Annotated in this window: 19 protein-coding genes and 2 pseudogenes; 3 read left to right on the top strand and 18 right to left on the bottom strand. The window is 74.5% G+C overall.

Features of this window, described 5'->3' with window-relative positions:
* Positions 1 to 3 precede the first annotated feature (3 nt).
* The 12 genes and pseudogenes from IO40_RS0122750 to IO40_RS0122695 form a co-directional block, all read right to left on the bottom strand.
* Complete coding sequence (locus tag IO40_RS0122750; protein ID WP_031176031.1) at positions 4 to 1,941, bottom strand: DoxX family membrane protein; 1,938 nt, start codon at positions 1,939 to 1,941, stop codon at positions 4 to 6.
* A gap of 119 nt (positions 1,942 to 2,060) precedes the next feature.
* Complete coding sequence (rlmB, locus tag IO40_RS0122745; protein WP_016472342.1) at positions 2,061 to 2,990, bottom strand: 23S rRNA (guanosine(2251)-2'-O)-methyltransferase RlmB; 930 nt, start codon at positions 2,988 to 2,990, stop codon at positions 2,061 to 2,063.
* A 135-nt stretch (positions 2,991 to 3,125) separates the two neighbouring features.
* On the bottom strand, positions 3,126 to 4,526 hold the full coding sequence (cysS, locus tag IO40_RS0122740) for a cysteine--tRNA ligase (RefSeq protein WP_031176030.1): 1,401 nt from the start codon (positions 4,524 to 4,526) through the stop codon (positions 3,126 to 3,128).
* An 80-nt stretch (positions 4,527 to 4,606) separates the two neighbouring features.
* Positions 4,607 to 5,008, bottom strand: coding sequence for a PPOX class F420-dependent oxidoreductase (locus tag IO40_RS0122735; RefSeq protein ID WP_031029032.1), 402 nt, complete (start codon positions 5,006 to 5,008; stop codon positions 4,607 to 4,609).
* Between the two features lie 151 nt (positions 5,009 to 5,159).
* The gene (locus IO40_RS39855; protein WP_078845585.1) at positions 5,160 to 6,281 is read right to left on the bottom strand and encodes an MFS transporter; all 1,122 of its coding nucleotides are present in this window, start codon (positions 6,279 to 6,281) and stop codon (positions 5,160 to 5,162) included.
* Positions 6,264 to 6,848, bottom strand: a pseudogene (locus IO40_RS39850) (MFS transporter); the annotation flags it as partial. The gene IO40_RS39855 and the pseudogene IO40_RS39850, both read right to left, overlap by 18 nt.
* Positions 6,849 to 6,913: 65 nt before the next feature.
* Positions 6,914 to 8,674 carry an ABC transporter permease subunit gene (locus IO40_RS0122720; RefSeq protein WP_031176029.1) on the bottom strand — a complete coding sequence of 587 codons (1,761 nt, stop codon included), beginning with the start codon at positions 8,672 to 8,674 and terminating at the stop codon, positions 6,914 to 6,916.
* A 29-nt stretch (positions 8,675 to 8,703) separates the two neighbouring features.
* Positions 8,704 to 10,236 carry an ABC transporter substrate-binding protein gene (locus IO40_RS0122715; protein ID WP_031176028.1) on the bottom strand — a complete coding sequence of 511 codons (1,533 nt, stop codon included), beginning with the start codon at positions 10,234 to 10,236 and terminating at the stop codon, positions 8,704 to 8,706.
* Positions 10,237 to 10,274: 38 nt separating this feature from the next.
* A complete protein-coding gene (locus IO40_RS0122710) occupies positions 10,275 to 10,862 on the bottom strand; it encodes a GNAT family N-acetyltransferase (protein ID WP_033229451.1) in 588 nt (195 codons plus the stop codon).
* A 148-nt stretch (positions 10,863 to 11,010) separates the two neighbouring features.
* The gene (gene ispF / locus IO40_RS0122705) at positions 11,011 to 11,505 is read right to left on the bottom strand and encodes a 2-C-methyl-D-erythritol 2,4-cyclodiphosphate synthase (protein WP_016472334.1); all 495 of its coding nucleotides are present in this window, start codon (positions 11,503 to 11,505) and stop codon (positions 11,011 to 11,013) included.
* Positions 11,495 to 12,274 (bottom strand): 2-C-methyl-D-erythritol 4-phosphate cytidylyltransferase, encoded by a 780-nt coding sequence (ispD, locus tag IO40_RS0122700; RefSeq protein ID WP_031176027.1) that lies wholly within the window; start codon positions 12,272 to 12,274, stop codon positions 11,495 to 11,497. The genes ispF and ispD overlap by 11 nt, the downstream gene beginning before the upstream one ends.
* 301 nt (positions 12,275 to 12,575) lie before the next feature.
* On the bottom strand, positions 12,576 to 13,058 hold the full coding sequence (locus tag IO40_RS0122695; RefSeq protein WP_016472332.1) for a CarD family transcriptional regulator: 483 nt from the start codon (positions 13,056 to 13,058) through the stop codon (positions 12,576 to 12,578).
* A gap of 605 nt (positions 13,059 to 13,663) precedes the next feature.
* Here IO40_RS0122695 and IO40_RS0122690 point away from each other — a divergent pair.
* Complete coding sequence (locus tag IO40_RS0122690) at positions 13,664 to 14,389, top strand: copper chaperone PCu(A)C domain-containing protein (protein WP_030407945.1); 726 nt, start codon at positions 13,664 to 13,666, stop codon at positions 14,387 to 14,389.
* Between the two features lie 310 nt (positions 14,390 to 14,699).
* Here the strand turns inward: IO40_RS0122690 and phoP are convergent, their stop codons facing one another.
* Positions 14,700 to 15,371, bottom strand: a complete 672-nt coding sequence (gene phoP / locus IO40_RS0122685; protein WP_466208703.1) for a two-component system response regulator PhoP — start codon at positions 15,369 to 15,371, stop codon at positions 14,700 to 14,702.
* A gap of 5 nt (positions 15,372 to 15,376) precedes the next feature.
* The gene (gene phoR / locus IO40_RS0122680) at positions 15,377 to 16,672 is read right to left on the bottom strand and encodes a two-component system sensor histidine kinase PhoR (RefSeq protein WP_016472329.1); all 1,296 of its coding nucleotides are present in this window, start codon (positions 16,670 to 16,672) and stop codon (positions 15,377 to 15,379) included.
* 299 nt (positions 16,673 to 16,971) lie between these two features.
* Here phoR and phoU point away from each other — a divergent pair, with 299 nt between their 5' ends.
* Positions 16,972 to 17,742: a phosphate signaling complex protein PhoU gene (gene phoU / locus IO40_RS0122675; RefSeq protein ID WP_016472328.1), complete on the top strand. Its 771-nt coding sequence runs from the start codon at positions 16,972 to 16,974 to the stop codon at positions 17,740 to 17,742.
* 526 nt (positions 17,743 to 18,268) lie between these two features.
* On the opposite strand, the gene IO40_RS0122670 is transcribed toward phoU, so the two are convergent.
* On the bottom strand, positions 18,269 to 19,639 hold the full coding sequence (locus IO40_RS0122670) for a sensor histidine kinase (protein ID WP_016472327.1): 1,371 nt from the start codon (positions 19,637 to 19,639) through the stop codon (positions 18,269 to 18,271).
* Positions 19,640 to 20,016: 377 nt separating this feature from the next.
* Positions 20,017 to 20,778 carry a phosphoglyceromutase gene (locus tag IO40_RS0122665; protein WP_016472326.1) on the bottom strand — a complete coding sequence of 254 codons (762 nt, stop codon included), beginning with the start codon at positions 20,776 to 20,778 and terminating at the stop codon, positions 20,017 to 20,019.
* A 127-nt stretch (positions 20,779 to 20,905) separates the two neighbouring features.
* On the opposite strand from IO40_RS0122665, the pseudogene IO40_RS33940 reads away from it, so the two are divergent.
* Positions 20,906 to 22,342, top strand: a pseudogene (locus IO40_RS33940) (MFS transporter).
* Here the strand turns inward: IO40_RS33940 and IO40_RS36085 are convergent.
* On the bottom strand, positions 22,304 to 24,631 hold the full coding sequence (locus IO40_RS36085; protein WP_051719295.1) for a GAF domain-containing protein: 2,328 nt from the start codon (positions 24,629 to 24,631) through the stop codon (positions 22,304 to 22,306). The pseudogene IO40_RS33940 and the gene IO40_RS36085 sit on opposite strands and share 39 nt — an antisense overlap.
* A 78-nt stretch (positions 24,632 to 24,709) precedes the next feature.
* Positions 24,710 to 25,684: a 3-hydroxybutyrate dehydrogenase gene (locus IO40_RS0122650; protein ID WP_031176025.1), complete on the bottom strand. Its 975-nt coding sequence runs from the start codon at positions 25,682 to 25,684 to the stop codon at positions 24,710 to 24,712.
* Positions 25,685 to 25,811: the final 127 nt, after the last annotated feature.

Raw genomic sequence — 25,811 nt, 5'->3', positions numbered from 1 at the left:
GGTTCAGCGGCCCAACAGGCCGCCCAGCGCGCCGCGTCCGCCGCCGCTGCCGCCGCCGGACGTGGACGTGCCGCCGCCCGAGCCCGTCGAGGCGCTGCCGCCGGTGTCGGCGGACTGGCGGGACAGACCGTTGGGCGAGCCCGTGCCGGTGCCGGTGGTGGCCTGCGGCTGCTGCGGGGACTGCTGTTGGGGCGGCGGCGCCGTGGTGCCCTCCTGGGGGGACGTGGTGCCCTGTCCGGGGCCCTGGGTGGCGCCCTGGGTGGGCGTGGTCTCCGGGCCGCTGGTGGCCCGTCCCTCGCCCGGCCGGGTCTCGTCGGTGGACGTGCGGCCGTCGCGGCGGCGGTCCGTGCCGTCCCGTCGCCCGTCGGCGCCGCCGTCGGGCCCGCGCGTGGCCTGGCCGCTGCTCGACCCCGCTCCGGGGGTGCCCGGCATCGGGGAGCCCGGCAGCCGGTTGGTGGGGGTCTTGCCGGGCTGGGTGCCGGTGGCGGGCTGGGCGGAGCGGACGGCGCTGCCCAGCAGGGAGCCGACCAGCAGGGCGAGGCCGATGATCACCGAGGCGATCAGGGTGCCGCGGCGCAGTACGCGGCGGCGCAGGTCCCACAGGGAGACGCGGGGCCCCAGCTTGCGCCACGCCTCGCCGGCGAGCCGGCCGTCGACGGAGAAGACGGGGGCGCCGGCGATGATCAGCGGGCTCCAGGCGGCGAGGTAGATGATGTCGGGCGCCTCGTAGGCGGGGACGGTCCGCCAGCTGACGGTCAGCAGCAGGGCGGCGGACAGCAGGGCGCCGACGCCGGCCGCGACGCGCTGCCAGAGTCCGAAGATCGTGAGGACGCCGACGATGACCTGGAGGAACGCCACGGTCAGCCCGGCGCCGACCGGGTGGGCGAGGGCGAAGTCCCGCAGCGGGGAGGCGATCGTCCACGGATGCAGGGACCGCAGCCAGGTGACCATGGAGCCGCGCTCACCGCCGTCGAAGTAGACGGGGTCGCACAGTTTGCCCATGCCCGCGTAGACGGTGATGAGGCCGAGGAAGACCCGCAGCGGGAGGAGGACGACGCCGAGGTTCATCCGGCGCCCGGGGTAGTAGGCGTTCCGCAGGGCTTCACGGCGGCGCCGGTTGTCGGTGCCGGTCCCGGCGGTGTCCTCGTAGGGGCCTTCGTGGCCGATCGTGGCCAGTTCGCCGGTGTCCTCGGCGTCGGGTCCGGGCGGACCGCTGGGGGCGTCGGGGCCGTCCAGGTCGTCGAACGCGCCGCGCGCCGGGCGTACGCCCTTCAGCAGGGGCTCGCCGGTGGGCGGCGGGACGGGCCGGTTCTCCGAGGGCTGGGGGCCGCGGGGCGGGCCGACCACGGTGGCGGGGCCGCCACGCGGCGGCAGGTCCCCGACTCGGGGCAGCGTCTGCGTGGACGACGTCGGCGAGGGGGACTGCGTGGACGGCATGGACGGCGTGTCGGTGTCGGCGGGGGCCCGGGGGTGGCCGGTGAAGCCGACGAGGCCGGCCGTGCGGGCGGCCTGGATCACCTTGGTGGCGCCCGTGTCGTCCGGTTCGGCACCGCCGCTCCACACGACGGGGGCGCGGCGGCGGGCCGGGGCGCCGGCGGTGCGGCGGGCCGCGCCGGCGGCGACGGGGATCGGCTCGGTGTCCTCGAACGCCGTGTCGCGCCGCGTGGCGGTGGCCGCCACGGCCGGACGGGGGTGGGCCGCGGTCGCCAGGGCGGCGCGTGCGGCCACGGAAGGGGAGAGGGCGGCCGGCGCGGAGGACGCGCCGAGCCGCACTCGGAAACTTGCGTGATTGACGACCACCTCTGCGGGGTCGGACGGGACCTTTACCGTGCTCAGCACCGGCTCGTCGTCGAAGAAACCGCGGGGGTTCCCCCCTGGGCCGTGCCCAGAGCCGCGGCCCGAAGCGCCGGGTGCGCGGGGTGTTCTGGTGTCCACACTCATCTAACCGAGTGACGGACGTTTAGGACACTGCCTTGACCGCCCCGATCTGTCGGAGGCCCGTCAAAGGATCATCGGCTCGGTCCGGGGCCGCCCCGCGGGGCGGCCCCGGACCCGACGCGTCAGGCCCGGCGGCGCCGCGCCGCCTCGTAGAGCACGACACCCGCCGCGACGCCGGCGTTCAGCGACTCGGCGCCGCCCGGCATCGGGATCCGCACCCGCAGGTCGCAGGTCTCGCCGACCAGCCGCGACAGCCCCTTGCCCTCGCTGCCGACGACGACCACGAGCGGGCCGTCGAGCGCGGCGACGTCCTCCAGCTCCACCTCGCCGTCCGCGGCGAGTCCGATCACCGTCAGCCCCGCCTTCTGGTACGCCTCCAGCGCACGGGTGAGATTGGTGGCGCGCGCCACCGGCGTACGCGCCGCCGTACCGGCCGACGTCTTCCACGCCCCCGCCGTCATCCCGGCCGCGCGCCGCTCCGGCACCACGACGCCGTGCCCGCCGAACGCCGAGGCGGAACGGACCACAGCGCCCAGGTTGCGCGGATCGGTCACCCCGTCGAGGGCGACGATCAGCGGGTCCTCGCCCCGGTCGAAGGCCGCCGCCGCCAGGTCCTCCGGGTGCGCGTACTCGTACGGCGGGACCTGGAGGACGAGGCCCTGGTGGTTGAGGCCGTTGGTCATCCGGTCCAGTTCGGGGCGCGGCGCCTCGACCAGACGGATACCGCCGCGCTCGCCGGCGAGCTGCACCGCCTCGCGGACGCGCTCGTCGTTGTCGATGAACTGCTGGACGTACAGAGCGTTCGCCGGGACGCCCTCGCGCAGCGCCTCCACCACCGAGTTGCGGCCGACCACCAGCTCCGCGGTGCCCTTGCCGCCGCGCGGACCGCCGCGCTGGGGGCGGCCCTGGGCGCGCCGCGCCTTGGCCTGGGCGGCGCGCTGCTTGGCGTGGCCCTTGCGCATCTCGGCGGGCGGGGTGGGGCCCTTGCCCTCCAGGCCGCGGCGACGATTCCCTCCGCTGCCGATCGTGGGGCCCTTCTTCTTGCCGGGCATGGGGTACCTACCTTGCTTGCGTACGGGGTCGCTGATTCGCGTGTGCGTGCGGCCTGTCAACGGTACCGGTACCCGGCGCCGGGCCCCGCCGCCAGCCGGTGGGCGGGCGGGGCCGGGGCCGGGCGGGGCGACGGCTCAGTCGGAGGCCAGCTCCCAGCGGGGGCCCGAGGGGGTGTCCTCGACGGAGAGGCCGGCGCGCTTCAGCTCGTCGCGGAGGGCGTCGGCGGTGGCGTAGTCCTTCCGCGCCCGCGCCGCCTGCCGCTGTTCCAGGACCAGCCCGACCAGGGAGTCCACCACCGCGTGCAGGCTGGCGCCGCCGTCACCGGACGCGGCGGCCCACGCGGGGTCCAGGGGGTCCATGCCCAGGACACCGAGCATGGCCCGCACCTGCGCCACCGCCTGCGAGACGGCCGTCCGGTCCCCGTCGCCGAGAGCGGCGTTGCCCTGCCGGACGGTGGTGTGGACGACGGCCAGCGCCTGCGGCACCGAGAAGTCGTCGTCCATCGCGTCGGCGAACGCGTCGGGCAGCTGCTCGGCGGGCGCCACCTCGCCCACCAGCTCGGTGCCGCGCTGGAGGAAGCCCTCGATACGGCCGAAGGCGGCGTCCGCCTCGCGCAGGGACTCCTCGCTGTACTCGATGGTGGAGCGGTAGTGCGGGGTGCCCAGGTAGTAGCGGAGCACGAGCGGACGCCAGTGCTTGACCATCTCGCTGACCAGCACCGAGTTGCCCAGCGACTTGCTCATCTTCTCGCCGCTCATGGTGACCCAGGCGTTGTGGGCCCAGTAGCGGGCGAACTCGTCCCCGAAGGCGCGGGACTGGGCGATCTCGTTCTCGTGGTGCGGGAAGACCAGGTCGACGCCGCCGCCGTGGATGTCGAAGGCGCGGCCCAGGTACTTGTGCGCCATCGCGGAGCACTCCAGGTGCCAGCCGGGGCGGCCGGGGCCGAACGGCGTCTCCCAGAAGGGCTCGCCCGGCTTGGCGGCCTTCCACATGGCGAAGTCCCGGGGGTCGCGCTTGCCCGTCTCGCCCTCGCCGGAGGGCTGGAGGAGGTTGTCGAGGTCCTGGTTGGACAGGGCCAGGTACTCGGGGAAGGAGCGGACGTCGAAGTAGACGTTGCCGTCGGCGGCGTAGGCGTGGCCCCGGTCGATCAGGACCCGCATCATCTCGACCATCTCGGGGATGTGCCCGGTGGCGCGCGGCTCGTTGGTCGGCGGCAGGCAGCCCAGGGCCTCGTAGGCGGCGTTGAAAGCGCGCTCGTTCTCGTAGCCGATCGCCCACCAGGGGCGGCCCTGCTCGGCGGACTTCGCGATGATCTTGTCGTCGATGTCGGTGACGTTGCGGATGAACGTCACTTCGTAGCCGCGGTGCAGGAACCAGCGGCGCATGATGTCGAAGTTGAGGCCCGAGCGGATGTGCCCGATGTGCGGGGCGGCCTGCACGGTGGCGCCGCACAGGTAGATCGAGACACAGCCGGGTTCGAGAGGGCTGAAGTCGCGGATCTGCCGGGCGCTGGTGTCGTACAGGCGAAGAGTCACGGGGTCAAGGGTAGTAGCCCGCCGGGCCCTGCCGTGCCCCTCCCGGGGAGGGGCGGCGGCGCGGGGCGGCGGGCGACGGATCACAGCCGGCCGGCGACCTTCTCGACGGTGATCCGCACGACGACGCGTTCGGCCTCGCCGGCCGACGACGGGTTGAACTCGGCGTAGCTCTTGCCGGTGTACTTGCGCGACAGCTCGTCGATGAGTTCCTGGCCGCCCTCGGTGGTCAGCTGCGCCGTACCGCGCAGCTCCGCGTACAGGTACGGGTCGTCGGCGGGCTGCACCAGGACGGTGACACGCGGGTCGCGCCGCATGTTGAGCGTCTTGCGCCGGTCGGCGGTGGTGGAGACGAGCACGTCGTCACCGTCCCGCTTCACCCACACCGGCGACACCTGCGGGCTGCCGTCGGGCTGGAGGGTGACCAGGGCGATGAACACCTTGCCGTCGAGGATCTTCTTGATGCCGTCGGAGAGCTGCGCCACGGGTGCTCCTTGCGGGTCGGGTGCGGTGGTCGGTCACGGCCGGGGTCCGCCGCGCCCCGGCGTAGCCGGCCGGTCCGCGAGGGGGGGGCGGCCCCACGCCGGGAGCCACGAGCGCGTACCCCGGACCCTGGGACCGTATCCAAGACGCCCCTCAGCCGGCGGCGCGCCGCACCCGTACCGCGCGTCCCGCCACGGCGCCCAGCAGCGGGACGCCCGCCAGAACGGACCAGACGGCGGCGGGCCCCAGCCCGGTGCCGAACAGCGCGCCCGTCGCGGAGCTGCCGGCCAGCACGACGGCGCCGCCGAACGACGAGAGCACGCCCATGCCGAAGCCCAGCCGCTCCGCCGGCACCAGCTCCGTGACCAGGGCACGGCTCGCCGGGACGGCCAGCATCTGCCCGAAGGTGAGGGCGAGCACGTACACCGCGGCCGGCACCAGGCCGACGGCGCCCCGCAGGCCGAGCGGCGCGGTCGCGGCCACGGTCAGGAACCCGGCGGCGACCACGGCGAGCCCGCCGCACAGGGCGGCCCGGTGGTCCAGCCGCTCCCCCACGGCTCTCGTCACGGGAAGCTGCGCGCAGACCACCAGCAGTGAGGAGAGCGCGAACAGCCAGCCGAGGGCCGTCTGCGAGCCGGTGGCCCGCACGACCTCCTCGGGCAGGGTGAGGTACAGCTGGTTGTAGGCGAGCAGATAGGTGCCGTGGGCGAGGCACAGCAGGAGGAAGGGCCCGTTGCGGAAGGTGGCCCGCCAGGCGCCGCCCTCCGACCGCCGTACGCGACGCCGGTCGCCGACGGCGCGGCCGGTGCCGGCGGCGCGGCCGGTGCTGGTGGCGCGGTCGGTGCTTACGTCGTGGCCACCACTGCCGCCACTGGCGCCACGCCCGCCGCTGCGGCCGGCTTCGGCGCCGCCGCCCCCGGCACTGGCGCCACACTCGGTGCTGGTACCGCGCCCGCCACCGGCGCCACATTCGCCACTGGCACCGCACTCGGCGCTTACGTCGTGCCTGTCACTCCCGCCACTGGGGCCATGCCCGCTGCTGCGGCCATTTCCGCCACTGGCGGCACGCCCGGCGCTGACGATGCGCCCGCCACTACCGCCACCGGGGTCACTCCCACCACTGGCGCCACGCTCACCGCTGCGACCGGCTTCGGCGCTGCGGTCTCCGGCCCCGCCGTCGCCACCCCCGGCATCGCCGTCCTCGCTCCCGTCGGCGCCCTCGCTCCCGGTGGGCCCGCCGGGCGGCGGTGTGCTGTCGGGGCGTCCGTGCGGCATCCAGTGCCAGTGGCCGGCCAGGACGGCGACGAAGACGGCGGCGCCCGCCAGGCAGGCGGTGCGGAAGTCGGCGAGCAGCAGCAGCGAACCGAGCAGGGGCCCGAGGAAGGCGCCGGCCTGCCCGGCGGCGGAGAAGACCGCGAGGGTGCGGGCCCGCGGGTATCCGGTGGCCGTCTCGTGGCGTACCGCCTGGCGTGCCGTCTCCGATTCGACGGCGGGTGAGAAGAGTGCCGCCGCGAAGCCCACGCACACCACTGCGGCGACGACGGAGCCCGTGCCGTGCGCGTACCCCAGCCAGACGAACCCGGCGATCCGCAGCAGGCACCCGGCCAGGACGACGGGGCGTGGCCCGAACCGGTCGGTGAGGGCGCCGCCGACGACGAACAGCCCCTGCTGGCTGAAGGTCCGCAGGCCCAGTACGAGGCCGACCAGCCAGCCGCCCATGCCGAGGGTTCCGCCCAGGTGTGCGGCCAGGTACGGCAGGACGGCGAAGAAGCCGATGTTGAACGCGAGCTGGGTGCCCGCCAGCAGCCGTGCGAACGGGGGCAGCAGCCGTATGTCGCCCAGCGCGCCGAGCGAGGTGCGCGCCCGTCGGGTGCCGCTGCCGCCCGGCCGGGCGGTGCGCGCGCCGGTCACCGGCTGCCTCCGCCGCGCCGGGGGCGGGCGCCCGCGGTCAGGGCGCCGGCCGCGACGGCCAGTACGCCGACGGCGGCGAGGGCGGCGGCGGGCGCGAGGACGGCCCAGGGGGCGCGCTCGGCGTAGGGCATGTTCTCCGAGAGCATGCGGCCCCACTCGGGGGCGGGCGGTTCGGTGCCCAGGCCGAGGAAGCCGAGCGAGGCCAGGGCGAGGGCCAGGGCGGGGATGCGCAGCAGCGCGTGCCGCAGGACCGGGGGCAGTACCCCGGGGAGGATGTGGCGGCGCAGCAGGTGGCCGCGGCCGGCGCCGAGGGCGACGGCGCCCTCCACGTGGGCGGCGGCGCGCTCCTGCTCGTACAGCGCGGCGGTGTGCGCGGCGATGGGTGCCCAGGCGACGACGGTGACGGCGACGGCGGCCCCCGTGGCGCCGGACCCGGCGATGCCGGCGACGACGAGCCCGGAGATGACCGGGGGCAGCGCGTTGACGACCTCGCGCAGGCCCTCCGCCCAGCGGGTGAGCACGCCCAGTGCCACGCCGAGGACGAGGGTGGCGGCGGCGACCGCGAGGGAGGTGAGGGCGGTGCGGGCGGCGCCGTGGCCGAGGCGGGCGAGCACGTCGCGGCCGAGCGCGTCGGTGCCCAGCGGGTGGGCGGCGCCGGGCGGGGCGAGCCGGGCGGCGGTGTCCACGTGCAGGGGGTCGCGGGTCATCCCGTAGGCGATGACGCCGGCCAGCAGGGCGGCCGACACGAGTGCCGTCGCGGTCAGGGTGCGGGACGGGGGCAGTGCGGGGCGGCGCAGGGCGGGCAGGGCGCCGGCGTCGAGGGCGGGGCCGAGCGCGGCTCGCCGGACGGCGCGGACGGCGATGCCGACGGCGACACCCAGGGCGAGCAGCAGCAGGACGCACGCCTGGAGGACGGGCAGGTCCTGGGCGAGGGCGGCGGACAGGGCGGTGCCGCCGAGCCCGGGGATCGAGAAGAGGGTCTCGACGGTGACGGCGCCGCCGGTGAGGCCGACGACGACGAAGCCGAACTGGGGCAGCAGGGGCGGCAGGACGCGCCGGAGCGCGTGCCGTGCGATACGGGCGGGCGGCAGCCCGCTCGCGGCGGCGGTGCGCACCCAGTCCTCGGCGAAGGCGCCGGGCAGCGCGTCGTCCAGCAGCCGTCCCAGCAGGGCGCCCGCGGGCAGGCCCATGGCGAGGGCGGGCAGCACGGCGGCGTGCAGGGCGTCGCCCGGCGCGCCGCCCCAGCCGACCGCGGGGAACCAGCCGAGCCGTACGGCGAAGACCGTGGCGAGCACGGCGGCCAGCAGGAACTCGGGGAGGGCGGCGAGCACCGCTCCGAGGGCGCCGGCCCGTGCCGTGGGGGGCTTGTGTCCTGGTCCGCGCGCGCCGGCGAGGAGGGTGCGCGCACCGAGCGCCGCGGCCACCAGGAGGGCGACGGCCAGGGAGGCGGCCATCAGCGTCAGGGAGACGCCGAGGGCGGACAGCACATCGGGGCGGACGGGCTGGCCGGAGACCCAGGAGGTGCCGAAGTCGCCGCGCAGCAGCCCGAAGGCCCAGTCGCCCAGCAGGTGCAGGGGTCCGGCGTCCAGTCCGGTCTCGCGGCGGATGGCGGCCAGGGTGCCGGGGGTGGGCTCGCGGTCGGCGTAGCGGGCGTGCAGGATCGTGCGGGCCGGGTCGGTGCGGGTCAGCCACGGCAGCAGTCCGATGACGAGCAGCACGCCGAGGGCGGCGAGTGCCCTGCCGACGGCCGTCGGCAGGGTGCGTGCGGCCGTTCGCACGGCCCGGCTCACTCGCGGTGGGTGTCGGCGGTGACCAGGGTGCGCTCCATCGGGTCGAGGGAGACGCCCTCGACGCCGTCGGCGACGCCCTGGATGAACCGTTCGTGCAGCAGCGGCACCACCGCGTCGGTGCGCAGGATCTCGGCCTCGGCCTTCGTCTCGGCGCGCTGCCGGGCGGCGGTGTCCTCGGTGGCCGCGGCCTTGCCGACGGCTTCGTCGACGTCCTTGTCGCACAGCTGCGACATGTTGAAGGAGCCCTTGCAGGTGAAGTCGGACTCCAGGTAGGAGACCGGGTCGCCGGTGTCGAGGAGGGTGTTGCGGGCCTGGACGAAGATGTCGTACTTGCCGGCCAGCGCGTCCGCCTCCATGCGCGCGTAGTCGCGCACGACCTGCTTCACCTTGAAGCCGGCCTTCTCGAACTGCTGCTGGAGGGCGGTGACGACCTCGGGCAGCTCCGGGCGGTTGGTGTAGGTCGCCAGCGTGATGGTGGGCGCCTTCTTCACCTGCGCCTCGGAGGCGGGCTTCGCGCGGTCCCGCACGGGGACGCGTTTGCCGGCGGCCCACTTCACCCCCGGGCCGAGCAGGCCCTGGGGCTTGTCCGCGTAGCCCTCGTAGACGCTTCTGATCAGCGCCGGGCTGTCGATGGCGGCGCGGGCGGCGGCCCGCAGGCGCGCGTCCCGGAAGGGGCCGTGCTCGGTGTTCATGTAGAGGCTGTTGGTGCGGGCGGTCGGCACTTCGCGGACCTGCTCCTTCTTGAGCACCGACGCCTGCGAGACCGGGACGTACTCGGCGATGTCGGTGCTGCCGGAGCGCAGTGCGTTGGCCCGGGTGGTGCCGTTCGCCGAGAACTTCACATCCACCCCGGACGCCTTCGCCCGGCCGCCCCAGTAGTCGTCGTTGCGCTCCAGGGTGGCGCTGACGGTGCCGTTCACCTTGGTGAGGGTGAACGGTCCGGTGGCGTGCCCGGCGACGGTCACCTTGGTGTCCTTGCCCTCGCCCTTGCCGTACGCCTTCGGGGAGAGCACGGCCAGGGAGGGGTTGGCCAGCCGCTGGGGCAGCAACGCGTCCGGCTCGCTGCTGGTGACGGCGACCGTACGCGGCCCCTCGGCCTTCGCCGTCAGCTTCCCCGCGTCGCTGAGCACCCGCGGCTGGGGCGACGCCTCGGTGGCCTCCTCGATGGAGCGCACCACCGCGTCGGCGGTCAGCTTCCGCCCGTCCTGGAAGCGGGCCTTGCGCAGCTGGAAGGTCCAGGTCCGGTCGCCGTCGGAGGACTTCCACGAGGTGGCAAGCGCAGGCTTGGGCACCCCCGAGGCGTCCAGTTTGGTCAGCCCCTCGATGACGGAGAGCCGGCTGAGCGTGACCGCGTCGTCCCCGTACGGCGACATCGCCTGCGCGGGCGGGAACGCCATGGAGACCCGCAGCCGGTCCCCGGCCGAGCCGCTGCTGCCGCCGCCCGAGCAGGCGGTGAGGGTGAGCGCGCAGCCGGTCAGGACGGCTGCGGTCGTGACGGTCGCCCGGCGGGCGCGGCGTATCTGGGGCATGGATCGGACTCTACCTGGAAGCGATTTTCAACACTGATTCAGCGGCCGGTGGCGGCCAGCGTGCCGGACGCCCCCGCGCCGGCAGCCGCGGACGGCACCGGGACCGGCAGCTCGAAGTGGATGATGCCCTGGCCGCCGTCCGGCAGCGTGCGCTCGTCGCACACGACCGTGGCCAGCGACCGCCAGAACGGTTCGGCGCCCGGCACGGACGGGTCGGTGTGCAGGTAGATCGCCTCGTAGCCGCCGGCGTCCGCCACGAAGGCGGACAGCTCCCGCACCATCGCGCGGGCGATGCCCAGCCGGCGGTGCGTCGGCCGCACGTAGATCCGGCACAGCTGCGCCGTGCTGCGGGAGGGGAAGCGCTCGGCGATCCACGGCGGGTTCGGCGGCGCCTGCGGCCCCTGGTCACGGACCGCGCCCGTGCCGACGACCTCGCCGCTCGTCTCGTCCACCGCGACCAGGAGCGTACGGCGCGCGGGGCGCAGATACGTTCCCTCGATGTCGATGATGTCGCGGTGCCAGCGCGGTACGTAGCCGGACCGCAGGTCCCCGTAGACGGTGTCGAGCATGACGCTGCGGGCGGCGTCGACGTCGGAGGGGGCGGCGGTGCGCAATACGTATGACATCCCTGCAACTGTAACTGCGACCTCTTCGCAGTTACGGAGGGAGTGCATCCTCGCGTTCCCCGCAAAAGGGGACACCCCGCGCGGACGGCGCCGGCGGGGTGCTCCTGACCGCCCGGGGGCGGCTCCCCGGCGTGCGGGGCGCGGCCCGTCACCTCCGGGGCAGCACCAAGGCGGTCGCCAGGGCCGCCAGCCCCTCCCCGCGCCCGGTGAGGCCGAGCCCGTCCGTGGTGGTGCCCGACAGCGAGACGGGGGCACCGACCGCGTCGGAGAGCACCTTCATCGCCTCGGCGCGGCGCTTGCCGATCTTCGGGCGCACCCCGATGACCTGCACGGCGACATTGCCGATGGCGAAGCCGCCCTCCCGCACGATGCGGGCCGCCTCGGCCAGGAGCGTCACCCCGGACGCACCGGCCCACTCCGGCCGGCCGGTTCCGAAGTGGGCACCCAGGTCGCCCAGCCCGGCGGCGGAGAACAGGGCGTCGCACGCCGCGTGCGCGGCCACGTCACCGTCGGAGTGCCCGGCGAGCCCGTACGGTTCGCCCTCCCACAGCAGACCGCCGCACCACAGCTCGCGCCCCTCCTCGAAGGCGTGCACATCGGTGCCGATGCCGACCAGCGGCACAACGGGTCCCTCAGAACGCATCGTTGGCCCTCCTCCGCGCCAGGACAGCCTCGGCCAGCACGAGATCGAGGGGCCGGGTGACCTTGAACGCCTCCTCGTGGCCGGGGACGACGACGACCTCCACACCCAGCCGTTCGACCATGCCCGCGTCGTCGGTGGCGCCCTCGCCCTCCGCCGCGATCCGGGCGTGCGCCTCGGCCAGCACCTTGCTGTCGAAGCCCTGCGGGGTCTGCACGGCGCGCAGCAGCGCACGGTCGGGGGTGCCGGTGACCGGCTCGGGCCGGCCGTCCCCGCGGGGTTCGACCTGTTTGACGGTGTCGGTGACCGGCAGCGCCGGGACCACGGCCGGTGCGCCCGCGCGGACGGCGGCGGCGACGGCGTCCACCGTCTCGTCGGGCACGAGGGGCCGGGCGGCGTCGTGCACCAGCACCGTCCCGACGCTCTCGGGCAGCGCCGCCAGCCCCAGCCGTACCGACTCCTGGCGGGTCTCCCCGCCGGGGACGACGACGACCTCTGGCAGCCCGTGCTCGTCGAGCAGCGCGCGGACGGCGGGCGCGCCGTCGGACGGGGCGACCACGACGACGAGTTCGACGGCGCGGGCGCGCACCGTCGCGCGGACGGCGTGGACGAGCATCGGCGTACCGGCCAGCTCGCGCAGCGCCTTGGGCGCCCCCGGGCCGAGCCGTACGCCCCGGCCGGCGGCGGGGATGACGACCGCGGTACGGGGTCCGCCGTCACCGGTGGGACGCGGGTCCCCGGAAGGGGCGAAGTCTGTGGAATCGATTGACATCGGTAGCGCGTTCAGGGTTTGTGTCCTCAGCCGGGGTGGGTATGGCCTGGGGGTACCCCCGACCGTAGGTTGGGGGTGTGCCGGGCGCGACCAATCGACCGAACCCTTCCGTGATCACCGGTCGAGGCAGCTGCCCGGGCCCGGCACGCCGACACCTCTCGCCGCGGAAGAGTCTCGCCGCGGGAAGGTACGGACGCACTCGGGATGTGGCGCCGTCACAGGCGCCACATATGCCGCAGCGCCCGGCGACGACTGTTGTCATCCGGGCACCGCGGCATCGTAGAACTGAACTGAGCGTGTGTCAGGAAGCGAGAACCTCGTCGAGCAGGGCCTCGGCCTTGTCCTCGTTGGTGTTCTCCGCCAGGGCCAGCTCGCTCACCAGGATCTGACGGGCCTTGGCCAGCATCCGCTTCTCCCCTGCGGACAGGCCGCGCTCGCGCTCACGGCGCCACAGGTCACGCACGACCTCGGCGACCTTGATCACATCGCCGGACGCGAGCTTCTCCAGGTTCGCCTTGTAGCGGCGAGACCAGTTCGTGGGCTCCTCGGCGTACGGCGCGCGGAGCACCTCGAAGACCCGGTCCAGCCCGTCCGAACCGACGACATCGCGTACACCAACGAACTCCGCATTGTCCGCCGGTACGCGCACCGTCAAATCGCCCTGCGCAACCTTCAGAACCAAGTAGGTCTTGTCCACGCCTTTGATCTGGCGAGTTTCGATAGCCTCGATCAGCGCGGCCCCGTGATGGGGATAGACCACGGTGTCGCCAACCTTGAACGTCATGTGTCAGGTACCCCTTCCGTGGCTATCCAGGGTAACACGGGAACGACGTCTTCTGAATGGCGTTTTCGCAGGTCAGGGCATATCTCGGGGCTTGACAAGCAGCCCTCTATCGTGCTGCGAGCGGGCAATGCAAGCGGGTATTCGCAGGTGAGAGCGGTTCTGCGCACTCCGGGAAACGCGCACACGAACCCGGCGGAACGGGCCTGCGACACGTCCGTGATGACCGTTTTGTCCGACTGTAGGGAGTGGGTCTCTTCACGCCGTCTTCGCGCTTTCCCAAGAATTGATCAATGGCCGCGCAAGAACCTGTTGATCAATTCTTCATGGATCTCCCGCATTCCCTCGGAATCCCCCGTACGGAGTCCACGGCGGAGGAACCCGCGGGTATGCGGCGCCAGCCGGACGTGTGCGGGAGCGGCCTGGCGGCGGAGTCGTGGCGCGGGAGACGGGTGCGCCGGCCGGAGGGTCGGGTGCGGGGCGCCAGTCGGCTGTCGGTAACCTGAGCCCGCACGCGAAAGCCCATCCGTATGCGACCGGCAACGCTCAGGAGCGTCACGCGCTCAGCAGCGTGCCGCCGCCCTAGCCCGCTAGGAGTTGCCGCCGCCGTGAGCAGCAGCCTTCGTCGCGGCACCCTCGCCGCCGCCACCCTCGCGCTCGCCGCCGTCTCGCTGACCGCCTGCGGCGCCGGGAACGATGCGCAGACGCTCAGGATCCGCCCCGACAACGCGGCGACGCACGTCGGGGACATCAAGATCCAGAACGTCAACATCGTCACCGACCCCCACGGCTCGGGCGAGGCCACCGTCACCGCCCGCATCTTCAACGAGGGTTCCAAGGACCAGGTCCTCAAGGGCGTCACCAGCAAGGGCGCCCGGGCCGAGCTGAGCCCCGCCAAGGGTGAGAAGAAGCTGGTCGTCCCGGCGGGCGGCTCCCTGGAGCTCGGCGGCAAGGACGAAGCCTCCGCCCTGCTGGCCGACGCGGAGAAGGCGGGTGTCCGCAACGGTGACGCGCGGGCGGTCACCTTCGACCTGAGCCGCACCGGCGACATCAAGCTCAAGGCGACCGTCGTACCGGCCAAGGGCGCCTACAAGACGGTCGGCCCCAGCTCCTCGCCGTCCTCCCAGCCGCCCAAGCCGGGCACCGAGCAGTCCGGCGAGCCGGGCGAGAACGGGAAGCCGGGCGAGAGCGGCAAGCCGGGCCAGAGCACGAAGCCCGGCCAGAGCACCAAGCCGGGCCAGGAGGGTGACGCCTCCTCCGCCGACAACGCCGGCGAGCAGGGTGAGTCCGCCTCCACCGGCCAGGACGCGCAGGAGGGCGGCGCCGGTCACTGACCCGCGGCGCCACGCCATACGCCTTGAGGGCCGTACCCGGTCGGGTACGGCCCTCGGCCGTTCGCGGCCCCGGCCGGCCGCCCGTCCCGGAGGTTCGCCGCCTCGCAGGGCGCCTCACGGGGCACGGCCTCCGCCGGGTCACGGCCTCGCAGGTCACGGCTTGCGGGGCACAGCCTCCGCCGGATCATGACCTCGGCGGTGGCGCGGTGCTCTCCGGTTCTCAGTCGGCCCGGCGCCCCTCAGCGCTCTCGTGCGCCCTCCGCCCGTTCCGCGCGCTCCATACTGTCGGCGGCTCACGGCGTTCAGCGGCTCACGGCTCGAACTTGTAGCCGAGGCCGCGGACCGTCACCAGGTAGCGGGGGGCGCCCGGGTCCGGCTCGATCTTGGCTCTCAGCCGTTTGACGTGCACGTCGAGCGTCTTCGTGTCGCCCACGTAGTCGGCGCCCCAGACCCGGTCGATCAGCTGCATCCGGGTCAGCACCCGGCCCGCGTTGCGCAGCAGCATCTCCAGCAGGTCGAACTCCTTGAGCGGCAGATCCACCTTGCCGCCGCCCACCGTGACCACGTGGCGGTCCACGTCCATGCGGACCGGACCGGCCTCCAGCGCGGCCGGCGCCGCCTCCTCCGGCTCGCCGCGGCGGCGCAGCACGGCGCGGACCCGGGCGACCAGCTCGCGGGAGGAGAACGGCTTGGTGACGTAGTCGTCGGCACCTATCTCCAGGCCGACGACCTTGTCGATCTCGCTGTCCTTGGCCGTCACCATGATCACCGGGACGTTGGAGCGGCCCCGCAACTGGCGGCACACCTCGGTGCCGGGCAGTCCGGGCAGCATCAGGTCGAGGAGCACCAGATCGGCACCGTTGCGCTCGAACTCCTCTAGCCCCTCGGGACCCGTGGCCGCCACGGCGACCTCGAAGCCTTCCTTGCGGAGCATGTACGACAGTGCGTCGCTGAACGATTCCTCGTCCTCGACGACGAGCACTCGGGTCACGGGAGGACCTCCGGGGCGGGAAGTTGTTCTTCAGCCTGATCGACATACGGCCGCTCTTCCTCGTCGAAGGCGGCCGGTTCCTGAAGCGCGCCCGACAGACGGTTCCGGCCCAGCCGGTCCGCCTCGGCACGCCGACGTGCGCTGCCCGCCTCGGGCAGCCGCAGAGTGAAGGTGGAGCCCTGGCCCTCGGCGCTCCACACGGTGACCTCCCCGCCGTGCGAGGCGGCCACGTGCTTGACGATGGACAGGCCCAGTCCCGTACCGCCGGTGGCCCGGGACCGGGCCGGATCGACCCGGTAGAAGCGCTCGAAGATCCGCTCCTTGTCGCGGTCGGAGATGCCTATCCCCTGGTCGGTGACGGCGATCTCTATCAGATCGGCGCCGCTCTCCTGCGTGCGGCGGCCCGCCACCTTCACCCGCGTTCGGGCCGGGGAGTAGTTGACGGCGTTCTCGACGAGGTTGCCGAGCGCGGCGGCGAGCTGGCCGCGGTTGCCCCACACGTGCAACCCCTCCGTCCCCCCGGCCAGCAGCGTGATCTGCTTGCTGTCCGCGGTGTGCCGGCAGCGCTCGATGGCCTCGGTCACCAGCTCGTCCACCCGGACCGACTCCGAGTCCTCCAGCGGGTCGTCGTTCTGCACCCGGGAGAGGTCGATCAGCTCCTGGACGAGGTTCGTCAGCCGCGTCGCCTCGTGCTGCATCCGGCCCGCGAAACGCTGCACCGCCTCGGGGTCGTCGGAGGCGTCCAGCACGGCCTCCGACAGCAGCGACAGCGCCCCGACCGGTGTCTTGAGCTCGTGGCTGACGTTCGCCACGAAGTCCCGGCGCACCGCCTCGATCCTGCGGGCCTCCGTCAGGTCCTCCACCAGCAGCAGCACCAGCCGGGAGCCCAGTGGCGCCACCCGGGCGGAGACCGCCAGGGCGTCCCCCCGACCCGTGCCGCGCCGGGGCAGGTCCAGTTCGACCTGCCGTATCTCACCGTCCCGCCGGGTGTCCCTGGCCATCTTGAGCATCGGCTCGACGGCCAGCCGGCCGCCGCGCACCAGTCCCAGCGCGTAGGCGGCGGAGCTGGCCTTGACCACGGCGTCGCTCTCGTCCAGCACCACGGCGGAGGAGCGGAGCACCGACAGGACCGTGTCCACCCCCGGTGGCAGCCCCGGGCCGGTGTGCAGCGACGAGGTGCGGGTGGGGCGGGCCTGTTCCCGCTCGCTCCAGCGGAACGCCAGCATGGCGATCACACCGGTGCACACACCGCCGATCGCCGCTGCCGCGGCGACCGCCGCATTCACGTCCATACAGCCAGGTTATGCGCCGCGCCGGACACTCCCCCAGCCCCGCAGGGGCCGACCGGGAGAGCTGTCGCCCAGTGTTTACCCCGACGGCGCCTGTGGTTCACCGTGGAAAGCCGAACCGGTCGCATTTCGGGCGCACCGTGAAAACGTAGGGGCCCGGGGCGGCACGGGAGGTCCGGGGAGACCCTGCGCGGGGCCACACAGGTCCCGCCGGAACCGTCACTGCACGAGCACATCCCGTGCAGTAAGTGCAGCAAGTGCATCAGTGCAGGCAAGTGCATCAGTGCGAGGGAAGGACAGCCATGCGGGACGCGTACCACGAGGAGCTGGACTCGATCGGGGACAGTCTGGTCGAGATGGCCAGGCTCGTCGGCTCCGCGATCGGGCGCGCCACCACGGCGATGCTGGACGCCGACCTCAAGCTCGCCGAGAGCGTCATCGCCGCCGATGAGAAGGTGGACGACCTCCAGCGCGACCTGGAGACCAGGGCGATACAGCTGCTGGCCCGCCAGCAGCCCGTCGCCACCGACCTGCGGATCGTCGTCACCTCACTGCGGATGAGCGCCGATCTGGAGCGGTCCGGCGACCTGGCGCAGCACGTGGCGAAGGTCGCCCGGCTGCGGTACCCCGAATCGGCGGTGCCGCAGGACCTCCAGGCGACCCTCCTGGAGATGGGCCAGCTCGCCCAGCGGCTGATGGCCAAGGCCGCGGAGGTCCTCATCACCAAGGACGTGGACCTGGCCATGCAGCTGGAACAGGACGACGACGCGATGGACCTGCTGCACCGCGCCCTCTTCCAGCACCTGATGGACGACCGCTGGAAGCACGGCATCGAGACCGCCGTGGACGTCACCCTCCTGGGCCGCTACTACGAGCGCTTCGCCGACCACGCCGTGTCGGTGGCCCGCCGGGTCGTCTACCTGGTCACCGGTGACTACGCCGACGAGCTCGACCCCGCGCTGACCGCGGCCACGGCGGCGAACGGCACCGGCAACAGCAACGGCACCCGGGCCGACGTCGATGCCGGCCCGGACGCGGGCGCGGGCGCCGACAGCCAGTCGGCCGGGGCCTGACCGGGCGGCCGGCCGCCCGCCAGCGGACGGCGGGCAGGGCGGCCGGCCCGCCGGGGGACGGCGGCAGGGCGGCCGGTCCGCCGGGGGACGGCGACGGGGTGGCCGGTCCGCGCGGTGGGAGGGGGCAGCGCGGGGCAGGTGAGCGCTCCTCGGTGGGGGCGTGGGACGTGCAACCGCGCGCCCTTGATGCGCCCGTGCCCCGGCGGCGTCCAATGGCAGCGTCATGCCTGTCCATGACAGAACCGCGAGGAGGGATTGAGCGATGGCCGACTCCCCGAAACCGCTCCGGACACCGGCCGACCAGCCGCCGGCCGCCCCGCGCGACGCACGGCAGCTGCCTCTGCTGGGATCGTGCGGATGCGGACCCGGCTGCGGATGCGGCTGCCAGTCCGGCGGTCCCTGCCAGTGCGGCGGCTCCTGCGGCTGACCGGCACCGGCCGACCGCCACCGGCTGAGCGGGCAGCGCCCGCCGCCGACGCGCGAGCCCCCACGGGATACCGGACGGGGCCCTGACCGGTTCGACGGGTCAGGGCCCCGTTTCGCGTCCCCGGGCCGGCCACGGCAGCCGGGCGACCAGCGTGAACGCGTCCCGCGAAGCCCCGTACTCCAGGCTGCCGCCCTCGATCTCCAGCCGCTCCCGCAGACCGGTCAGCCCGGCCCCGGCACCCGGGATGCCCGCGCCCTCCCGCCCGGCCGCCAGCGGGTTGACGACCCGCACCGTCAGCCCCTCCCCCACGGCACCCGCCAGCTCCACCTCGACCGGCTGCCCCGGCGCGTGCTTGCGGGCGTTGGTCAGGCCCTCCTGAACCGCCCGGTAGGCGGTGCGCTGCAACTGGGGGCGCAACGGACAGCCGTCCGCGCCCTCGGTGCGCTCGGGCAGCCGCTCCACGAAGCGGACGCGCTGCCCCGCGGCCCGGGCCTCCGCCACCAGTTCGCCGATCCGCTCCAGATCCGGCTGCGGCCGGGCCCCGTCGCCCGCACCGCGCTCCGGGTCGGGCCGCCGCCCGGCCCCCGCCGTACCGCCGCGGCTCCCGTCCGGGCCCGCCTCCTCGTCCTCGTCCTCGCGGAGCACGTGCAGGACGTCGCGCAGCTCCTCCAGCGCCTGGTGGGCGTTGTCCCGGATGACGGTCGCGCTCTGCGCGATCTCCTCGTCGCCCAGGGGCGTGGCCTCCCCGGCGGCGGTGCGCTGCGCCCGGTAGGCGAGCGCGCCCGCGTGCACCGACAGCAGCGAGACCCGGTGCGCCAGCACGTCGTGCATCTCCCGGGCGATGGCCCGCCGCTCCGCCCGCCGCGCGTCGGCCAGACGGCGCCGGTGGTCGGCCTGCGCACGCGCCGCGTCCTCGCGCAGCTTCAGCACCAGCTGCCGCCTGACCCTGGTCAGACTGCCCCAGACGAAGAAGAGCAGGTAGTAGACGACCACGAAGGCGGCCACCGTCCGGCGCTCGTCGTGCGGCGCCCCGTACAGCAGGACGTACGGCAAGGTCGCCGCGAAGTGCAGCAGCAGCACCGCCCCCGCCGTACGGGGCGGGGTGCGCAGCGCCAGATTGAAGATGATGACGGCCAGCGCGCCCATCACGGTGTCCGTCAGCGCGGCGGCGGGCACGGCGGCCAGCGCGACACCCAGCGGCCAGCGCCGCCGCACCCACAACGACAGGCACGCCACCGCACCCAGCGGCGGGTCCAGGGCCAGCAGCCAGCCCGGCAGGAACGTTTTCGTGGCGACCTGGTCGTACAGCGCGAACCAGCACAGCACGGCCCAGCCGAACAGCACGACGTCGACCACCCAGTCCCGCGCACTGCGCCGCACCCGCCCGCCGCCGCCCGGCACCGGAGCACCGGACGTCAGCTCACCCGGCAGCAGACGCCGGGCGAAGGCGGAGACGGGATGGCCGGTCATACGACGAGCGTAGGCCGCACCGCGGCCCGGGGCGGCGGGGTACCGCCCCGGACACACCGGGCGAGGGCCGACCGCCGCGGACCACTCTCATGGTGCGGCCGGCCCCCTCACGGCTCCGCCGTCAGATGGGCCGGAACATCTCCGGGTCGGAGCCGAGCGGGGGCCCCGGAAGAGCTGGACGTGGACCGGGCCGTAGGGGGTGCCGGTCCGCCACGCCTCCCACTGGCCCGGCTGGTGGCGGGTGCACCGCCTCAACGGGGCGAGGAGCGGCACGGACTCGACGTCCACCGCGCGGCCCGCCCCCGTCCGCCCGGTCACCACCCGCCGAGGGCCGGCACGGCGGGCGGCCCGGCGGAGAGGGGCGGTCCCGTCGCCCGTTACTTCTTCTTGCCCTGGTTCTTGACGGCCTCGATGGCTGCCTTGGCGGCTTCCGGGTCGAGGTAGGTGCCGCCCTTGTTGACCGGGTGGAAGTCGGCGTCCAGGTCGTAGGCGAGCGGGATGCCGGTGGGGATGTTGAGGCCGGCGATGTCCTCGTCGGAGATGCCGTCGAGGTGCTTGACCAGGGCGCGCAGCGAGTTGCCGTGGGCGGCGACCAGGACGGTGCGGCCGGCCATCAGGTCCGGGATGATGCCGTCGAACCAGTAGGGCAGCATCCGCTGGACGACGTCCTTGAGGCACTCCGTGCGGGGGCGCAGCTCGCTGGGGACGCCCGCGTAGCGGGGGTCGTCGCTCTGCGAGAACTCGGCGCCGTCCGGCAGCTCCGGCGGCGGGGTGTCGTAGGAGCGGCGCCAGAGCATGAACTGCTCCTCGCCGAACTCCTCACGGATCTGTGCCTTGTCCTTGCCCTGGAGGGCACCGTAGTGGCGCTCGTTGAGGCGCCAGGAGCGGCGGACGGGGATCCACAGCCGGTCGGCGGCCTCCAGCGCGAGCTGGGCGGTGCGGATGGCCCGTTTCTGCACGGAGGTGTGCAGCACGTCGGGGAGCAGGCCAGCGTCCTTCAGCAGCTCGCCGCCGCGGACCGCCTCCTTCTCGCCCTTCTCGGTGAGGTTGACGTCCACCCAGCCGGTGAACAGGTTCTTGGCGTTCCATTCGCTCTCGCCGTGGCGGAGCAGAATCAGCTTGTACGGTGCGTCGGCCATACCCGGAAGCCTACGCGGCCGTCCCGGGGCCGGGAGCGAGGGTGGGTGCCCGCCTCATCCGGGCGGTGTCAAGTGTGGGGCGCCGCCACATGGGGGCCGGGGGGCGGTTTCCCTAGCGTGCGGCGGCATGGTTGCCCCCTCTTCCGGTTCCGCCGGGTCCTCTCCCGCCGCCGCCTCGCCGGGCCCGTCGCCGCGTGCGCTGCGGCGGATCGTCGCGGCCAGTCTCGTCGGCACCACCATCGAGTGGTACGACTTCTTCCTGTACGGCTCGGCCGCGGCGCTGGTCTTCGACGAGCTGTTCTTCCCGGACTCCGATCCGCTGGTCGGCACGTTGCTGGCGTTCCTGACGTACGCGGTCGGGTTCGCGGCGCGGCCGGTCGGCGCGCTGGTCTTCGGCCACTACGGCGACCGCCTCGGCCGTAAGAAGCTGCTGGTGGTGAGCCTGCTGCTGATGGGCGGGGCGACGTTCGCCATCGGGCTGCTGCCCACACACGCGACGGTCGGGTCGCTGGCTCCCGTGCTGCTGACGGCGCTGCGCCTCGTGCAGGGGTTCGCGCTGGGCGGCGAGTGGGGCGGCGCTGTGCTGCTCGTCTCCGAGCACGGGGACGCGCGGCGGCGCGGCTTTTGGGCGTCGTGGCCGCAGACGGGGGCGCCGGCCGGTCAGCTGCTGGCCACCGGGGTGCTGGCGCTGCTGACGGCGCTGCTGTCCGAGAGCGCGTTCTCGGGCTGGGGGTGGCGGGTGCCGTTCCTGCTGTCGGGCGTGCTGGTGCTCGTGGGGCTGTGGGTGCGGCTGGCGGTGGACGAGTCGCCGGTCTTCCGTCAGGCGCGGGAGCGGGCGGCGGCCCGTGCTGCGGCGGGCGCCCCGGTGGAGGAGCCGCCGCTTCGGGCGGTGCTGCGCCGGCACTGGCGGGACGTGCTGGTGGCGATGGGTGCCCGGATGGCCGAGAACATCAGCTTCTATGTGCTGACCGCGTTCATCCTCGTCTACGTCACCGCGCACCTGGACCTGTCCCAGCAGACGGGTCTGAACGCGGTGCTGCTGGCCTCCGCCGTCCACTTCTGCGTCATCCCGCTGTGGGGTGCGCTGTCCGACCGGCTGGGGCGCCGGCCCGTCTACTGCGCCGGCGCGGTCGGCGTCGCCCTGTGGATCTTCCCGTTCTTCGCGCTGCTGGACACCCGCAGCTTCCCCCTGATGGCGCTGGCGGTGACGGTGGGGCTGGTGCTGCACGGGGCGATGTACGCACCGCAGGCGGCGTTCTTCTCGGAGCTGTTCGCCACCCGGATGCGGTACTCGGGTGCCTCGATCGGGGCCTAGTTCTCGTCGGTGGCCGCCGGCGCGCCCGCGCCGATGATCGCCACCGCACTGCTGGCGGAGTTCGACGGGCCGGTGATGGTGGCGGTGTACGTGATCGCCGCGGCGCTGCTGACCGTGGTGGCCCTGGCCTGCGCGGCGGAGACCAGCAGGCGGGACCTGGCGGCGGTGGGCGGGGACGGCCCTGGGGACGGGGGCGAGGCGTCCTTGCCGTCACCCGCCGACGGCTCCCGCGAGCCGGTGGAGCCGTAGCGCGAGCTGGATCTCCAGCGCCCGGTGCGGCGCCTGCCAGTCGTCGCCCAGCAGCCGGGCCACCCGCTCCAGCCGCTGGGCGACGGTGTTGACGTGGACGTGCAGCGAGTCCTTGGCCCGCGCCGGGCTCATACCGCAGGAGAAGTAGGCGTCCATGGTGGCGACCAGGGCGGTGCCGCGCCGCCGGTCGTAGTCGAGTACGGGCCCGAGGGTGCGGCGTACGAAACCGGCCACGTCCCGGGTCTCGGTCAGCAGCAGGCCCAGGAAGCCCAGGTCGGCGGCGGCGCCGTCACCGCGGCGGCCCAGCAGGCTGAGGGCGTCCAGGCAGCGGCGGGCCTCCGGGTAGGCGGCTGCGACGGCGCCGGGCCGGTGCGCCGGGGACGGTACGGGCGCGGAGGCGCCGACGGTGACGGGGTGACCGGCGGCCCGGCCGAGTTCGGCGGCGACCTCCCGCGCCGTACGGGAGACGGCCTCGGCGCCGTCCCGCCTGCCGAGCGGCAGCAGCAGGACGAGCCCGCCGTCGCGTGCCGCGGCCAGCCCGCGCCGGGTGGCCGCCAGATGGCTGGCCGCCGACCAGAGCCGCTGCCGGTCCCCTTCGCCGGGGGCGGAGATGCCGTGTATGGACGGGGTGCCGGATGCGTCGGCAGCGGGGGCGCCCGGCGTGAGGGCGCCGGGCGCGGAGGTGTTGGGTACGGGGAAGGCACCGGCCTCGCCAGGCGCGGGGGCGCCGGATGCGCCGGGGCCGGGCGGGACGGCGGCGCCGGGGCCATGGGCCGGAGCCCCGATTGAGTCCGCCCCACGTGAGGCAGCGCCGGACGAGGCGCCCCCGGGCGGGTTGGCCCCAGATGAGGCGGCCCGGGCTAGAGCGGACCCGGACGAGGCGGCCCCGGACCGGGCGCACCCAGGCGAGGGGGACCCAGACGAGGCAGCGCCAGGTGGAGCGGTCCCAGGTGAGGCAGCCCCACGTGAGGCGGCCCCACGTGAGGCGGCCCCGGACGCGCCCGGTGGTGCCGTCCCTGTGGTCGCCGTCCCTGTGGTCGCTGTCCCCCCGGCTTCGTCGCGCAGGGTGGGGCCGGGGGCGCCCGGTGGTGGGTCGAGGCGGGCCGCGAGCACCGTGTGGGGTGCGGTCAGGTCGGCGCCGATGCGGGCGGCGCGGTCCCGCAGCAGGCGGGGGTCGCGGTGTGCGGCGTCCAGCAGGTCGTCCAGCAGTTCGCCGCGGACCCGCTGTTCGGCCTCGCCGGCAAAGCGGCGGGCGAGCTGGAGCAGGGAGGTGACCATCGCGGCGCGTTCGAGGGTGCGCTGGTCGACGGGGGCCAGGTCGGTGTGGCCGTGCAGCAGCAGGGCGCCCAGGGGTTCGCCGCCCGCGGTGACGGCGGCCACCCAGGTGTCGTCCTCCCGTACGGCGTGCCCGTCGCGGCGGGAGCGTTCGACGGCGGCGTCCCACCGGGCGGCGGTCTCCCGGTCGCTCTCCCGGCCGCTCTCCGCGAACTCGACGTGCCCGCCCAGCACTTCGGCCAGGGCCCGGGTCACATCGGTGACGCCGCCGCCGCGCAGCACCAGTTCGGTGAGCCGGTCGTGGACGTCGGAGGCACGGCGGATGGTCTCGTTGACGGCGCGCAGCCCGGCCAGGGCCTCGGTGGTCTCGGTGAGCAGCCGGGTGTTGTCGAGGGCGACGGCGGCGTGCGCGGCGAACGAGCGCAGCAGCGCGATCTGTTCGGGCCCGAAGACCCGCTCGCGCCGGTCGGCCGCGTACAGCACGCCGATGACGTCGCGGGCGCCCAGCAGCAGCGGCACGCCCAGGATGGCGATCAGCCCTTCCTCGCCGACTCCGCCGTCGATGGCGTCGGTGTGCCGGAAGCGGGCGTCGCGCGGATAGTTCTGGGTGGCGTAGGGGCGGGCGGTCTGCGCCACCAGCCCGCCCAGCCCCTCGCCCATGCCGAGCCGCAACTGCTGGAAGCGGGCGGAGACGGACCCTTCGGTGACCCGCATGAAGGTGTCGCCGTGCTCGGGGTCCGTCAGCGTCATGTAGGCCACGTCGGTGCCCAGCAGCCGGCGGGCCCGCCGCACGATGGCCTGGAGCACCTCGTCCAGGTCGCGGAGCCCGGCCAGGTCGTGCACCGTCTCGAACAGTGCGGTCAGCTCCGCCTCGCGCCGCCGCCGCGCCTCCAGCTCGGCGCGGATGCGCAGCGCGAGCTGTCTGCCACGCGCGGCGGCGGGCGTCTGCCCCGCACCGGGTCCGTCTCCGGGCGAGACCGCGGCGTCGTACGCCTCGGCGGGGGCGCCGTCCACCAGGAGTTCCAGGTAGCCGAGGCAGGCGGCTGCGCAGCGTGGCCCGGGCCGGGCGGGGTGGGGTGCATGGGTTCAGCGTCAGTGCGCGGTCCAGGCGCCGTCGAGGGGGAAGGCCGAACCGGTGACGAAGGACGCGGCGGGGGTGCACAGATAGGCGACCGCCTCGGCGACCTCGGCCGGCTCCAGCAGCCGTTTGACCGCCGAGTCGGCGAGCAGCACGTCGGTGACGACCTGTTCCGGCGGGATGCCGTGCGCCGCGGCCTGGTCGGCTATCTGCCGCTCCACCAGCGGGGTGCGCACATAGGAGGGGTTGACGCAGTTGACGGTCACCCCGTGCCCGGCCGCCTCCAGGGCCGTCGTCTTGGACAGCCCCTCCAGCCCGTGCTTGGCCGCCACGTACGCCGACTTGTAGGCGGAGGCCCGCAGCCCGTGCACGGACGAGATGTGCACGATGCGGCCCCACCCCTGCGCGTACATGTGGGGCAGCGCGCCCCGCGTGGTGCGGAACGGGGCCTCCAGCATGAGCGTCAGCATCGAGCGGAACGCCTCGGGCGGGAACTGTTCGACGGGCCGTACGAGTTGCCTGCCCGCCGCGTTGACGAGCACGTCGGCGCCGTCGGCGGCACGTTCGGCGGCGTCCAGCCCGGCCGGGTCGGTCAGGTCGAGCGGGTGGACGGCGACGGGCGGCGCCGAGGGGCCCAGGGTGCGGGCCGCCTCGCGGGCGAGCGAGTCCAGCCCTTCCGGGTCGAGGTCCACCGCGCGCAGCCGGGCCCCGGCCGCCGCCAGCCGCAGCGCGCAGGCCCGCCCGATGCCGCTGGCCGCGCCGGTGACCAGGGCCGTACGGCCGGTCAGGTCCAGGGCGACGGAGTGCGGCGCGGCCTGTGACGCCCCGGTGGGACGCTCGCCTTGCGACGCCGACTCCGACGGTCCGGCGGCCGGGTCCGGGTGCGGCGCCCTCTCCGACGGCTCAGCGGCGGGGTCCGGGTGCGGTGCGGTCCGTGACGGTCCTGCGGGACGGTCCGGGTGCGGTGCGGGTCCGGGGTGCGGCGTCATGGACGTCACCCTAAGACCCGTGCGACACGGGCCGGATGTGGTCGACGGCTCCTCCCGAACCGCTCACTATGTGCCGACGGCACACCCCAGTCCCGCGGCGGCGCAGACGGGGCGAGGCGGGCTCCTC

This window comes from Streptomyces albus subsp. albus, from assembly GCF_000725885.1.
Classification (GTDB): Bacteria; Actinomycetota; Actinomycetes; order Streptomycetales; family Streptomycetaceae; genus Streptomyces; species Streptomyces albus.
Note: the sequence above shows the minus strand (reverse complement) of the source record. Positions and strands in the feature narration are given on the sequence as shown.

Excerpts from the sequence above, each read along its gene's own strand:
- IO40_RS0122750 (WP_031176031.1), bottom strand. The coding sequence starts at position 1,941 with ATGAGTGTGGACACCAGAACACCCCGCGCACCCGGCGCTTCGGGCCGC.
- rlmB (WP_016472342.1), bottom strand. The coding sequence starts at position 2,990 with ATGCCCGGCAAGAAGAAGGGCCCCACGATCGGCAGCGGAGGGAATCGT.
- IO40_RS39855 (WP_078845585.1), bottom strand. The coding sequence starts at position 6,281 with ATGCCGCACGGACGCCCCGACAGCACACCGCCGCCCGGCGGGCCCACC.
- IO40_RS0122715 (WP_031176028.1), bottom strand. The coding sequence starts at position 10,236 with ATGCCCCAGATACGCCGCGCCCGCCGGGCGACCGTCACGACCGCAGCC.
- IO40_RS0122710 (WP_033229451.1), bottom strand. The coding sequence starts at position 10,862 with ATGTCATACGTATTGCGCACCGCCGCCCCCTCCGACGTCGACGCCGCC.
- ispF (WP_016472334.1), bottom strand. The coding sequence starts at position 11,505 with ATGCGTTCTGAGGGACCCGTTGTGCCGCTGGTCGGCATCGGCACCGAT.
- ispD (WP_031176027.1), bottom strand. The coding sequence starts at position 12,274 with ATGTCAATCGATTCCACAGACTTCGCCCCTTCCGGGGACCCGCGTCCC.
- IO40_RS0122695 (WP_016472332.1), bottom strand. The coding sequence starts at position 13,058 with ATGACGTTCAAGGTTGGCGACACCGTGGTCTATCCCCATCACGGGGCC.
- phoR (WP_016472329.1), bottom strand. The coding sequence starts at position 16,672 with ATGGACGTGAATGCGGCGGTCGCCGCGGCAGCGGCGATCGGCGGTGTG.
- phoU (WP_016472328.1), top strand. The coding sequence starts at position 16,972 with ATGCGGGACGCGTACCACGAGGAGCTGGACTCGATCGGGGACAGTCTG.
- IO40_RS0122670 (WP_016472327.1), bottom strand. The coding sequence starts at position 19,639 with ATGACCGGCCATCCCGTCTCCGCCTTCGCCCGGCGTCTGCTGCCGGGT.
- IO40_RS0122665 (WP_016472326.1), bottom strand. The coding sequence starts at position 20,778 with ATGGCCGACGCACCGTACAAGCTGATTCTGCTCCGCCACGGCGAGAGC.
- IO40_RS0122650 (WP_031176025.1), bottom strand. The coding sequence starts at position 25,684 with ATGACGCCGCACCCCGGACCCGCACCGCACCCGGACCGTCCCGCAGGA.